This window comes from Lutimonas halocynthiae (assembly GCF_030409835.1).
Lineage (GTDB): Bacteria > Bacteroidota > Bacteroidia > Flavobacteriales > Flavobacteriaceae > Lutimonas > Lutimonas halocynthiae.
The window spans coordinates 226,082-238,628 of sequence record NZ_JAUFQO010000004.1 but is presented as its reverse complement, the minus strand read 5'-3'; the positions used below and the strand labels follow the sequence as shown (position 1 = coordinate 238,628).

General features: G+C 36.8%; 10 protein-coding genes. 7 read left to right on the top strand and 3 right to left on the bottom strand.

Features of this window, described 5'->3' with window-relative positions:
• The first annotated feature begins 7 nt into the window (after positions 1-7).
• The 5 genes from QWY87_RS06845 to QWY87_RS06825 all read left to right on the top strand — a co-directional run bounded on the left by QWY87_RS06845 (position 8) and on the right by QWY87_RS06825 (position 6,911).
• Positions 8-1,168 carry a hypothetical protein gene (locus tag QWY87_RS06845; protein ID WP_290289742.1) on the top strand — a complete coding sequence of 387 codons (1,161 nt, stop codon included), beginning with the start codon at positions 8-10 and terminating at the stop codon, positions 1,166-1,168.
• 19 nt (positions 1,169-1,187) lie between these two features.
• A complete protein-coding gene (locus QWY87_RS06840; protein ID WP_290289740.1) occupies positions 1,188-1,622 on the top strand; it encodes an SRPBCC domain-containing protein in 435 nt (144 codons plus the stop codon).
• 42 nt (positions 1,623-1,664) lie between these two features.
• Positions 1,665-3,134 carry a M20 family peptidase gene (locus QWY87_RS06835; RefSeq protein ID WP_290289738.1) on the top strand — a complete coding sequence of 490 codons (1,470 nt, stop codon included), beginning with the start codon at positions 1,665-1,667 and terminating at the stop codon, positions 3,132-3,134.
• A gap of 71 nt (positions 3,135-3,205) precedes the next feature.
• Positions 3,206-5,143, top strand: a complete 1,938-nt coding sequence (locus QWY87_RS06830; RefSeq protein ID WP_290289737.1) for a YgiQ family radical SAM protein — start codon at positions 3,206-3,208, stop codon at positions 5,141-5,143.
• A gap of 97 nt (positions 5,144-5,240) precedes the next feature.
• On the top strand, positions 5,241-6,911 hold the full coding sequence (locus QWY87_RS06825; protein WP_290289735.1) for a mechanosensitive ion channel family protein: 1,671 nt from the start codon (positions 5,241-5,243) through the stop codon (positions 6,909-6,911).
• A 2-nt stretch (positions 6,912-6,913) separates the two neighbouring features.
• Here QWY87_RS06825 and QWY87_RS06820 read toward each other — a convergent pair whose 3' ends face one another.
• Positions 6,914-7,612, bottom strand: a complete 699-nt coding sequence (locus QWY87_RS06820; protein ID WP_290289733.1) for a DUF4294 domain-containing protein — start codon at positions 7,610-7,612, stop codon at positions 6,914-6,916.
• 133 nt (positions 7,613-7,745) lie between these two features.
• On the opposite strand from QWY87_RS06820, the gene QWY87_RS06815 reads away from it, so the two are divergent.
• Both QWY87_RS06815 and QWY87_RS06810 read left to right on the top strand, forming a co-directional pair.
• A complete protein-coding gene (locus QWY87_RS06815) occupies positions 7,746-8,834 on the top strand; it encodes a M42 family metallopeptidase (protein WP_290289731.1) in 1,089 nt (362 codons plus the stop codon).
• Positions 8,834-9,655: a hypothetical protein gene (locus tag QWY87_RS06810; protein WP_290289729.1), complete on the top strand. Its 822-nt coding sequence runs from the start codon at positions 8,834-8,836 to the stop codon at positions 9,653-9,655. Before QWY87_RS06815 ends, QWY87_RS06810 begins: the two co-directional genes overlap by 1 nt.
• An 11-nt stretch (positions 9,656-9,666) precedes the next feature.
• Here QWY87_RS06810 and cobA read toward each other — a convergent pair whose 3' ends face one another.
• Together cobA and QWY87_RS06800 are read right to left on the bottom strand one after the other, a co-directional pair.
• Positions 9,667-10,431 carry a uroporphyrinogen-III C-methyltransferase gene (gene cobA, locus QWY87_RS06805; RefSeq protein WP_290289727.1) on the bottom strand — a complete coding sequence of 255 codons (765 nt, stop codon included), beginning with the start codon at positions 10,429-10,431 and terminating at the stop codon, positions 9,667-9,669.
• Positions 10,421-12,529, bottom strand: coding sequence for a ferredoxin-like domain-containing protein (locus QWY87_RS06800; RefSeq protein ID WP_290289725.1), 2,109 nt, complete (start codon positions 12,527-12,529; stop codon positions 10,421-10,423). Before QWY87_RS06800 ends, cobA begins: the two co-directional genes overlap by 11 nt.
• Positions 12,530-12,547 lie beyond the last annotated feature (18 nt).

Genomic DNA, 12,547 nt, shown 5'->3' with positions numbered 1-12,547 from the left:
TTAAATTATGTTGAAAAAACAACTTTTTTTCATGATGCTCCTTCTAAGCTGTACTGCTTTAGCGCAAGAAAAATGGATGGTCAAAGGATATGTAAAGGGCATGGCAATTATGCAGACGGTGGGAGACGATGGTGAAATGGCCTTAGAGAATGTGATCCACAATCGATTTGATGTCAATTGGTATATCAGTGATAAATTTACTTTTACAGGAGGACTAAGAAATCGAATTATCATTGGCAATAATGTCAGTTTGATTCCAGGCTATGCAGACTATGTATCCAGAGATAATGGTTATTTCGACTTATCCTGGGTGTGGGCAGAAAACACTTCCTGGATAGGTCTGTCTCAACTTGATCGATTCATGTTAGATTATACAACTGGTAATCTGCAGGTCACAGTTGGTCGACAAAGAATAAACTGGGGGCAGACTTTTGTGTGGAACCCAAATGATCTTTTCAATACCTATTCCTATTTTGATTTTGACTATGAAGAAAAGCCAGGTAGTGATGCCGTCAGGTTACAATACTATATAGGCCAATCGAGTAAGCTGGAACTTTCCACATCCTTAAATTCAGAAAGTGAAATCACATCGGTATTGCTTTACAGGTTTAACACCAAGGGATATGATATACAGTTTTTAGGAGGGGTATACACTGAATCTGATTACGTTCTTGGTGGAGGGTTTTCAGGGAGTATTGCCGGAGGAGGATTTAGTGGTGAAATGACTTATTTTCATCCCATGGATAGTGACGATGATGGAGGAAAAGCCACAGCAACCATTCACTATGATTATACTTTTAAAAGTTCACTAAATTTACAATTTGAAACTTTGTATAACGGCTTTGGAGCAGAAAACTTTTCAAGCGGACTGGGAGAGATTTTATTTCAGGATCTAAGTCCAAAGAATTTGTTTCCTACCAAACTGGCATTTTTTGGGAGTGTAGCTTATGATGTAAGCCCCTTATTTAGAGTGATGTTGGCAGGAATGTATGGTCCTGAAGGCAATTTTATGTACGTTGGGCCAACCCTGACCTATTCTATTTCAGACACCATGGAATTGGCAGGTATCGGACAGTATTATAATATGGATGAAGTCGAAGATCAAGACGGAAATCCATTAGTTAGCAGTGGCACTGCAATTTTTATAAGATTCAAATGGTCATTTTAGGCTTTAAACAATCAGAATTATGAAAGAAATCAAAACTGAAATACTCATCAATGCATCTCCGGATAAAGTATGGAAAGTACTAACCGATTTTAAAGCCTATCCAGACTGGAACCCTTTTATCACTTCTGTACAAGGAGAAGTGTTTGAAGGGTCAAAATTTAAAGTTAAATTACAAACCCTTGGTTCCAGCCCAATGACTTTTGAACCCATTTGTTTAAGTTTTAAAGAAAACGTGGAATTTAGTTGGCTTGGAAAATTAGTGATGAAAGGGGTTTTTGATGGCAAGCATTGTTTTGAGCTGGTCGAACTGAGTGAAGGAAAAACAAAGTTTATTCAGCGAGAAGAATTCAAGGGAATGTTGGTTCGTTTGTTCTGGAAAAAATTAGATGTCAATACAAGATGGAGTTTTGAAATGATGAATGATAAATTAAAGGAAACTGTAGAAAAAATGTAAGTTTGCCCAAGCGTTTATCGCCCTTTTAAAGAACCTTGTTTTATGAAAATTACCAAATTAATATTTTTGTTTATTGTCTTGTTTATCATTTTGGCTTTAGGCTATATTTTGTTCAACACCTTTTCTGCAAAATCCAAACAAATTAATGCTTCGGCTGTTGAGAAAGTAATCTTGGAGCCAGATGTTGTGACTAATTTTTCTAAAGCACTTCAAATACAAACCATTTCTCCCGAAAATATAGCTGATTTTGATTCTTTACAATTTACAAAGTTTAATGCGTTTTTGAAGAAAACGTATCCGCTTAGCGATTCATTATTAGATCATCAAATAATTAATGAATTCAGTCATTTGTATTTTTGGAAAGGTTCTGAGAGTAATTTGAACCCCATTATTTTAATGGGACATCTAGATGTTGTGCCTGTTATTGATGCCAACAGGTCTTTTTGGAAACAAGATCCCTTTCTCGGTAAAATTGTAAATGATACAATTTGGGGAAGAGGTGCTATTGACGACAAAATTGGGGTAATTGGAATACTTGAGGCCGTAGAGTCGATGTTGAAGAATGGTTTCAAGCCTCGGCGAAGTATTTATCTTGCTTTTGGTCATGATGAAGAAATAGGTGGCGTTTATGGAGCAAAGGCCATAGCAACTCATCTAGCGGAACAAGGTATACAAGCCGAACTGATTATGGATGAAGGCGGTAGTTTGACTAGTGGTTTGGTGCCAGGCATTGAAAATGATGTAGCATTAATTGGAATTGCCGAAAAGGGATCAGTTTCTTTAGAATTATCAGTTGAAATTGAAGGTGGGCATTCTTCAATGCCTGGAAAAGAAACTGCTATTGATGTGCTCTCGGGAGCGATTCACAAATTAAAAACAAATCCTTTCCCTGCTTTGATCTCACCACCGGTTGAAGGTTTTTTAGAGTATTTAGGGCCTGAAATGCCTTTTGTCAACAGATTGGCTTTTGCAAATAAGGCGGTTTTTGAAAGTATGATTATTAGCATTTATGAATCTTCGGCGTCAGGGAATGCCTTGGTAAGAACCACAACTTCACCTACAATTTTCAATAGTGGGATGAAAGATAATATCATTCCATTAAAGGCCACTGCAACCATAAACTTTAGGATCATCACCGGGTCGTCAATTGCCGAAGTGAAAGACCATATTAATCAGGTTCTTGATGATGAAAGGATTGCCATAACTGAAGGTAATTTTAATACTGAGCCATCAAAAGTTTCCTCAACTGATGCAGCTGGTTTTAAAATGGTGCAGCAGACTATCGCTGAAATTTATCCTGAAGCTGTGGTGAGCCCATATATGGTAGTTGGAGCAACTGATGCAAGACATTTCACAGCCTTATCAGATCAGATTTATAGGTTTTTACCTATTAGAATGGACAAATCTAACATTAAATCTCTTCATGGTCTAAATGAGAGAATAGCCGTTTCAGACTTCGAAAATTCAGTGCGTTTTTATACCCAATTGATTAAAAACACTTCTCTTAAATAACTTTTCTCATTGTAAAATTGATCACTTATGTGAGATGTAGAGGATATTTAAAATAGGCTTACCTTTGCAAAATGCAAAAGACACCTCAATTAACAGATTGGTTGCCCACCACGAGAAGAGAAATGAAGATCAGAGGCTGGGAAGATCTTGATGTAATTATCTTTAGCGGAGATGCTTATGTTGATCATGCCGCGTTTGGTCCCGCAGCTTTAGGGCGTATTTTAGAAAGTTATGGCCTTCGTGTTGCCATAGTGCCGCAACCCAATGTTAATGATAACCTTCAGGATTTTGAAAAGTTAGGAACTCCTAATTTGTTTTTTGCAGTGACTTCCGGAGCCATGGATTCAATGGTTAGTAATTATACAGCGAACAAAAGAAGACGTGACAAGGATGCTTATACGCCAAATGGTGATAAAGGTTTTCGACCAGATTATGCTACAACTGTTTATAGTAAAATTCTTAAGGAGAAATTTCCGGATGTACCTGTTGTAATTGGTGGAATTGAAGCGTCTTTAAGACGTGTTACACACTATGATTTTTGGAGTGACTCACTTAAACCCAATATTCTTGAAGACTCAAAAGCAGATCTTCTGGTCTATGGGATGGGAGAACAGCCTTTAAGAGAACTGGTAAATTTGTTAAAAAAAGGGGTGCCATTTGAATCTATCAAAACGATAAAGCAAACAGCTTTTTTAGTAGAGGCTGGTGATAATTTACCTAAGAATAAACAATGGGAGGATAAAGAAATAAGTTCTCATGAAGCATGTTTAAAGGACAAGAAAACCTTTGCCGCAAATTTCAAGACCATAGAACAAGAGTCTAATAAGATTCATGGCAGGAGAATTCTTCAAAAAGTAGGTGGAAGAACTTTGGTAATCAACCCGGTTTTCCCGACCATGACAGAAAAGGAAATTGATGCTTCATACGATCTTCCGTTTACAAGATTGCCGCATCCGAAGTACGATAAGCGCGGCCCCATTCCGGCCTACGAAATGATCAAGTTTTCGATCAATACGCATAGGGGATGTTTTGGTGGATGTAGTTTTTGTACCATTTCAGCCCATCAAGGAAAGTTTATTGCCAGTAGAAGTCAGGAATCAGTATTGAAAGAGGTGCAGGCGGTTACAGAGATGGATGATTTTAAAGGCTATTTGTCTGATGTTGGAGGGCCTTCGGCTAATATGTATCAGATGAAAGGGAAAGTGCAAAGCATTTGTGATAATTGTGTAGCACCATCTTGTATTTCACCAGTTATTTGTCATAACCTGGATACCTCACATAAGCCCATGACAGATTTGTATCAAGCCATTGATAAAAACCCAAAAATCAAGAAGTCTTTTATTGGTAGTGGTATCCGATACGACATGCTCGTGCCCGAATTTAATAAGAATGCTGATCCGAAAGAGCTTGAAGATTATACTGAAGAAGTGCTTACTAAGCACGTTTCAGGCAGGCTTAAGGTGGCACCTGAACACACTTCAGATCCGGTTTTAAAATTGATGAGAAAACCTTCTTTCTCTTACTTTCATGAGTTTAAGAAGACTTTTGATAAGATTAACTTAAGAAAGAAATTAAACCTACAGCTCATACCGTATTTTATTTCCAATCACCCGGAAAGTCAGCTAGAGGACATGGCAAATCTTGCCGCAGAGACAAAAGATATGGGCTTTCAGTTGGAACAGGTCCAAGGGTTTACACCAACGCCAATGACGGTTGCTACCGTCATATACTATAGCGGTTACCACCCCTATACTTTAAAAAAGTCATACGTTCCTAAATCAAAAAAAGACAAAGACGAGCAACATCGTTTCTTTTTCTGGTATAAAAAGGAGAATCAAAACTGGATTAGGAATACACTTCAGAGAGTGGGAAGAACTGACCTTATGGAGCGCTTGTTACCCACAGAAAACAAAAGAGGCAATAAATCTGCTAAAAAAGGAAAAACTCAAGTTCCTCAAAGTGATGGTTATACCAGTGTTTTAAAGCAAAAAAGAAAATCTTCTCGATAGTAATTATAATTTTGATAATTAATAGATTAAATCAAAGTAGCGCAATCTGTTTTTGGTATAATATTATTACTTTAGCCCCAGTCAAAATTGTATTTTCATGAAAAAACTAGCCTATTTACTTCTTTTTGTTTCACTTTATAGTTACTCTCAAACTGAGGTTAAAGTGGATCTTAGGACTCCTAATTCGACTCTTTTTACTCATATTTATTTTTTAACACCTGAAAATTATGACTTGGCTAAGTCTGCGACCACAGTGAAAGGTGTCAAGCGAGCAGAAGCACAGTTCATTGCAAAAAGAATCAAAGAAATTTATGATGGAAATGGGTTAATTATAGATTTTAATAAAGTTCCTGTTGATGCCAAGTACATCGATACCGTAAATTTTGGCAGGCGAACTTTAGATCAGAATAAGAATCGCTACGCTCCGTTTCCAGTTCGATTGCCCGAGGTTTATATTGAAAAACGAGGAAGTTATTGGTATTATTCAGAAGAGACTGTTGAGAACTTAGATAAAATTTATAAGGATACTTTTCCTTTAGAATTTTCCTGGTTCAATGAAAAATTTCCTGAGTTTTTTAAAACAACTGTAAATGAGATATTGATCTGGAAACCCATTGCGGTTATTCTCACCATCATTATATGTATCATTCTTTTTTATGTCCTGGAACCCATTATGTTCTTTATTTTGAGATTAATACAACGCGTGTTTTTCAGGAAAATATCAGACGGTAAAACCATGGCGGTATTGCATGAATTGGCTAAACCAATTGTGTTTATTGTTATTATTCGATTTATTAAAAAGGTACTTCCTTCTTTGCAAATGGTAAAGTTAAATGCGTTGATGTTAACGGGTTTAAAGATTGCCGAGACGGTATTCTGGATCTTTGTTGTCTTGAAATTATTAAAAGTAGTATTAAATTTTTACCATGAACATAACCCTGAAGAAAAGACAAAATTAGACAGACAACTAGCGCCAATTTTGAATAAAGTACTGCAGGGAATCATCGTCTTAATCGGGTTTTTACATATATTGACGCTCTTCGGTGTAGATCCGACAACGGTTTTGGCAGGTGCCTCAATAGGTGGTGTAGCGGTAGCCTTTGCGGCACAGGATTCAGTAAAGAATTTGATTGGAACAATGGTGATCTTTTTGGACAAACCTTTCCAACTAGATGACTGGATTGAATTTGGAGGTGTTGAAGGATCTGTTGAAAGAGTAGGGTTTAGGTCAACTAAAATTCGAGGTGCTGATACAACCTTGTTTCAGGTTCCAAATAGTAAAATATCCGAGGCAGATATTAATAATAAAGGCCTAAGAGTTTTTAGGCGATATACTACTGAAGTAGGTGTAAGGTATGATACGCCGCCACAACTGCTGGAAGCTTTTGTTGAAGGCATTAAAAAATTAATAGCCTTACATCCATCAACAAAAAGTCAATCTTATAATGTAGATTTCATCTCATTTGGATCGTCTTCATTGAATATCATGATCAATGTTTATTTTAAAGGTCTTGATTGGGGGCAAGAGCAAGAGTCAAAACATATTCTACATATGGGTATTGTAAGACTTGCAGCGGCTTTAGGGGTGGAATTTGCTTTCCCTTCTACTACTATGATGATTGAACAGTTTCCGGGACAAGAATCATTGGCCCCTAAATATATGACCGAGAAGGCAACAATTGATAAACAGATTAAGAGGATTACTGATGAGTTTGATGATCGCGAGCATCGGATGGATCCTAATGCTTCTACCTTGCCTGGAGGTTGAATTTATTTCATGTACTTGTCAATATAATCAGTAATCTCCTTCTCTATATCGATGTCATGATATTGAGAGAGAAGCTGAAAATAATCAATATCAAGCTTGGGCTCTTGTTTTTCAAGGGTCCCATTAATGAATGACCTTTGTAAAATGTCTTCAACAATAAAATCGAGTCCTTCTTCGCTGGGTTTATATTCTTCTTTTAGTGACAACCTGAACATATTGGCCGTAGAATTATACCAGAAAGCCTTCCAGCCACTTCTGTATTCTTTAATCAATTCATACATGGTTTCACCCGTTTGCCTGTTTATAAGCTTGATCAGAATTCGACCCTCAGTACGTGTGAGTTTTTTCAATTGATCTGAAAATTCACCTTCCATATACTCCTGAATACTTTTGATCTTTTTTTTCCGCTTCCTTTTTGATTTTATTCCTGCAAGTTCCTCATTGATATGCAGAAGCGTATCAGAAGCCATTTTAGCAAAAGGGTAGGCTTTATGAACTTTTTTGTAATACCAATAGTAGTATCTACGCTCTTTTTTTGAATTAAAATCCCGCTTGTTCAACACCAAGACCTCATCTAAGGGAATGGTTAAAGAATCATTTTTTATAATATAGAATTCGTCAAGAGCCTTCTTGTTCTTCGTATTTTGAGAGAACAGCAGCATGGGGACGATTAAAAATAAAATACCAAAACTCTTTTTCATAAATTTAATCTCAATTCATTAATTTCTTGTTTGCAATTTGAGAGAATTAAATTGATATGCAAATTTAGGAATATGTATGATGTTTTCTCTTAATATTATGTGATATTTCTTAATTTCGTACAAAACTATAATAATGGCAAGCAAGACAGTTCTGAATAAAAAATCAATAGCATTTTTAGAAAAATATTTAAATAATCCTTCTCCTACCGGATATGAATCGGAAGGTCAAAAAATATGGATGGATTATTTAAAACCTTATGTGGATGAGTTTATAACTGATAATTACGGAACGGCAGTAGGTGTAATAAATCCAGACGCTGAGTTTAGGGTTGTTATTGAAGGACATGCCGATGAGATTTCATGGTATGTAAATTATATAACTGATGACGGTTTGATTTATGTAATCAGAAATGGAGGGAGTGATCATCAGATAGCACCATCAAAACGAGTAAATATCCACACAAAGAAAGGGATTGTCAAGGGCATCTTTGGCTGGCCTGCCATACATACAAGAGATAAAGGAAAGGAAGAGACACCAAAATTAGATAATATTTTTATTGACGTAGGTTGCAAAACTAAGGATGAGGTTGCCGCATTAGGTGTTCATGTTGGTTGTGTGATTACATATCCGGATGAGTTCATGATTCTCAATAAAAATAATTTTGTGTGCAGGGCCTTAGACAACCGGATGGGTGGTTTTATGATCGCTGAAGTGGCTCGTTTATTAAAAGAAAATAATAAGAAATTACCTTTTGGCCTATACATTACGAATTCTGTTCAGGAAGAAATTGGATTGCGAGGAGCCGAGATGATCACGCACACGATTAAACCGAGTATGGCAATTGTTACAGATGTTTGTCACGATACGACCACTCCTATGATCGATAAGAAGAAAGAAGGGGAAACCAAATCAGGTGATGGTCCTGTGATTTCTTATGCACCAGCAGTTCAAAACAATGTTCGTGAATTGGTCATTGAAACAGCGGAGAAGAACAAGATTCCTTTTCAACGTTTAGCAGCTTCCAGAGCTACTGGAACAGATACAGATGCTTTTGCTTATTCAAATGGAGGTGTTCCTTCAGCGCTAATTTCTCTGGCATTGCGTTATATGCATACTACCGTTGAAATGGTTCACAAGGATGATGTGGAAAACGTAATCAAATTGATCTATGAAACATTATTAGCCATTGACCCTAAAAAAGGTTTTAGTTATTTTGATTAATGGCAATTTATAAAAGATTTTTTCTGTTTGCACTTTTGATTTCGATATCTCTCAGCAACGTGAGTTATGGGCAAGACTCTTTGGTGAATAAAGCATCTAAATTGGAATTTTTAGATGACATTGATCAAAGAAAATGGCACGCGAAAGTTCCAATTTGGGTTCCTGGGTTTAGGGGTTCTTTTGCCTATGGAGGCATTACTCAGTTACCGGAATCAGGAGATAATAGTATAATTGATAGGCTTAATGGTGAACTTGGGGTAACATTTTACCTGATTGGAGATATTTCATATACACCTAAAAATTGGTTGTTTAATGTTGATGGTTTTCACACAACGTTGGCAAGTAACCTGACCTTCGAAAATATTGATAAGGTTCAGTTTAATGTTGATATAGAAGGGACGATTCTGCGTGGCCTTGCCGGTTATAAGGTTTATGAAAAATCAAATAAAGATTCCTATTTTAACTTTAAGATTTACCCATATCTAGGTGTGAGGTATATCAACCTTGATATCTATTCTGAAAATACAGCGTTGTTGGACCTCAGGCCTGATTGGTTTGAACTGCTTGTTGGTTTTAGAGTACCAATACAATATAAAAGATGGTTCTTTGCTACTAAAGCTGATATCGGTGGATTTGGTGTAAATAATCACACATCATGGTATGTCAATGGGGAAGCAAGCTACCGATTCAGTAAATTGTTTGCCTTGGGGCTTGGATATAGTGTAATTGATATCAACTATGATGGCGATTTTGATTATAAATATCTTAACCTTGGAATAAGGCTGGCAGGCCCTGTTCTAAATGTAGAGTTTCACTTTTGATCTTTGTATTTCTAGGAAGCTAAGTGGAGCTCTAAATTTTCCTGAAGTTTTTGTATTTCATTATTATTCTTAACAACCTCTCCAATAACAATTATTGCAGGAGAAGATAAATTTTTTGTTTTGACCACGTCTTCAATAGTGGACATTTCACCAATACCACTGTTTTGATTTTCTAGTGTGCCATTTTGAATTATAGCAACAGGAGTATCTTCCTTATCAAGTTCCTTAAAGATAGAAACGATTTGACTGAGTTTGTTCATACCCATTAGAATCACAACAGTAGCAGAAGACTGGGCTGCCAATCGCACATCCGAACTAAGTTCTCTGCTTGATGTGCAGCCCGTTATGACCCAAAAACTCTCTGACACACCTCTTTTGGTAAGTGGAATACCTATACTCGAGGGAACTGCGATACTGGATGAAATACCAGGAACAATATCGGTGTGCAGACCATAATTTTCGACATAATCAATTTCTTCTGAACCTCTTCCGAAAACAAAAGGATCACCTCCTTTTAGACGCACAACATGACCATGCTCGTAAGCATTTTCTACAATCTTCTGATTGATCTCGTCTTGCGTATAGCGGTGAAAGCCTTTTCTTTTTCCAACAAATATTTTAATGGCCTGTGGAGCATGTTCTAATAGCACAGGATTGATCAAGGCATCATATAAAATAACGTCTGCTGATTTCAGGGCATTGATTCCCTTTAAAGTAATCAATTCAGGATCACCTGGTCCGGCTCCTACAAGAGTAAGTTTTGCTTTAGGATTCATCTTTTAAGGCATTTGTTCTTAAAGCATCTATTAATTTATAAAAATGCTGCGCTTTGTCTAAATATTCTTTTGCAAAATCTGCAGATGCTTCTGTGTTCTTTATTTCATATACCAGCTCTGACAATGTTCCATCCATTTGGATTAATCCGTTACTGGTAAAGTAATGATCAAAATCTTTTACGATTCCAGCCTGGGTATTTGTTTTGACGTTTTCACCAATCAATACGGCTTTAGCAGTATTTATAATGCCAGTATAGCTCTGATAAATACTATCTGCCCACTTACCGGCTTCAAGGCTAAGTTTTGCGTTTTCTAGTTTCTCTTCAGTTTCAAATAATAGGGTGCTTACCAAATCAATAACCACTCCAGCACATTCTCCGACACCAATGGCTTTGATATAATTCTCGTTATGACCCCAATCTATAAAAATGTCTTTATTAACTTCTGAAATGTCTGCCAATGGCTTTAACAATTGATAGAAGTGCTCCTTGCCTATATCGAGGTAATAATCATTAAAGGACTGGTCGTTCAATTTGTTGTCTTCATAATCAAAAACTAACAGCCTTAAGGCATCAGGACCTCTTTTGCTTGGGATTTTAATAATTTTATCGGCAAAGCGTCCGTTGCCATCACCCAGGGTGCCGCCACCAAGTAATACTTGAAAAGCAGGAATTACCAGGTTGCCTTTTTTCATCGACATGCCATAGAACCCTATTTGAGCGATACTATGTTGCCCACAGGCATTCATACAACCACTTAGTTTAATGGATATATCTTTGTTATTGACATACATCGGGAATTCATCCGCTAAAGTTTTTTCCAACTCTCTTGCCAAACCAGTACTACTTGCAATTCCAAGATTACAAGTATCTGTACCTGGGCAAGATGTAACGTCTAAAGCGCTACCATAACCAATGTCTGTAAATCCTAATTCACTCAATCTTTCATAAAAGAATGGCAATAAAGATTCTCTAATATTTCTGATAAGAATACCTTGACTAATGGTAAGTCTCAGTTCATCTTCTGCATATTCTTTTATAAGGTCGGCCAAGATTCTAGCCTTGTCTGTATAGAAGTCACCCAAACGTACCTTGATGCCAATGGCATATAATCCAGGTTGTTTTTGCTCAAAAACGTTACTCTGTTTCCAACTGCTATAGGCGAATTCATCTTTAACCTCTAACTGAGGAACTTCAACTTCATTCAATGTTTCTATGCTTTCAGATTCCTCGGCTGAAATAGCTACCGTATGGTTTGATAATGCTTTGGTTTCTTCCTCTATATATTGAAGAAATTTATCCAAACCTATATTTAAGATCAAATGTTTAAGTCTGGCTTTTGCCCTTCTGTTCCGCTCTCCATATCTGTCAAATATTCTTAAGGTGCTTTCAATAAAAGGAATAATCTTATCTGTTTCAAGAAAGTCGAAAACAGCATCTGCTTGTCTTGGTTGTGCTCCAAGGCCTCCAGCCATCATCACTTTAAACCCTCTGACTTCCTGGCCATTTATAAGCCGTGTTTTTGCTATAAAACCAACATCATGAATAAAACTTAAAGCACTGTCTTTGTCACTGGAAGAAAAAGATATTTTAAATTTCCTTCCTAACTCCTGACAAATAGGATTCCTTAAAAAGAATTTAAAAACAGCATCTGCATATGGCGTTACATCAAATGGCTCATCAGGATCTATCCCTGCGGTTTCAGATGCCGTTATATTTCTAACAGCATTCCCACAGGCTTCTCTTAAGGTGATATCACTTTTTTCGAGTTCGGCCCATAATTCAGGTGTCCGGTCAAGACTCACATAGTGAATTTGTATGTCTTGCCTGGTGGTGATGTGTAACCTGCCTGTAGAGTATTCATCCGATACATCGGCTATTCTATGTAATTGTTCTGAATTAAGTCTTCCAAATGGAAGTTTGATCCGTATCATTTGAACACCTTCCTGACGTTGGCCATAAATACCGCGTGCCAGTCGAAGTGATCTGAATCCATCTTCATCAATTTTACCATTTTGATACAACTGGATCTTTTTATCCAATTCTATAATATCTTTTTGAACTAGGGGGTTCTCTATTTCAGTTCTGAAGCTTAACATTTGATTCTTTTTGATTAG

Excerpts from the sequence above, each read along its gene's own strand:
- QWY87_RS06845 (WP_290289742.1), top strand. The coding sequence starts at position 8 with ATGTTGAAAAAACAACTTTTTTTCATGATGCTCCTTCTAAGCTGTACT.
- QWY87_RS06840 (WP_290289740.1), top strand. The coding sequence starts at position 1,188 with ATGAAAGAAATCAAAACTGAAATACTCATCAATGCATCTCCGGATAAA.
- QWY87_RS06835 (WP_290289738.1), top strand. The coding sequence starts at position 1,665 with ATGAAAATTACCAAATTAATATTTTTGTTTATTGTCTTGTTTATCATT.
- QWY87_RS06830 (WP_290289737.1), top strand. The coding sequence starts at position 3,206 with ATGCAAAAGACACCTCAATTAACAGATTGGTTGCCCACCACGAGAAGA.
- QWY87_RS06825 (WP_290289735.1), top strand. The coding sequence starts at position 5,241 with ATGAAAAAACTAGCCTATTTACTTCTTTTTGTTTCACTTTATAGTTAC.
- QWY87_RS06820 (WP_290289733.1), bottom strand. The coding sequence starts at position 7,612 with ATGAAAAAGAGTTTTGGTATTTTATTTTTAATCGTCCCCATGCTGCTG.
- QWY87_RS06815 (WP_290289731.1), top strand. The coding sequence starts at position 7,746 with ATGGCAAGCAAGACAGTTCTGAATAAAAAATCAATAGCATTTTTAGAA.
- QWY87_RS06810 (WP_290289729.1), top strand. The coding sequence starts at position 8,834 with ATGGCAATTTATAAAAGATTTTTTCTGTTTGCACTTTTGATTTCGATA.
- cobA (WP_290289727.1), bottom strand. The coding sequence starts at position 10,431 with ATGAATCCTAAAGCAAAACTTACTCTTGTAGGAGCCGGACCAGGTGAT.
- QWY87_RS06800 (WP_290289725.1), bottom strand. The coding sequence starts at position 12,529 with ATGTTAAGCTTCAGAACTGAAATAGAGAACCCCCTAGTTCAAAAAGAT.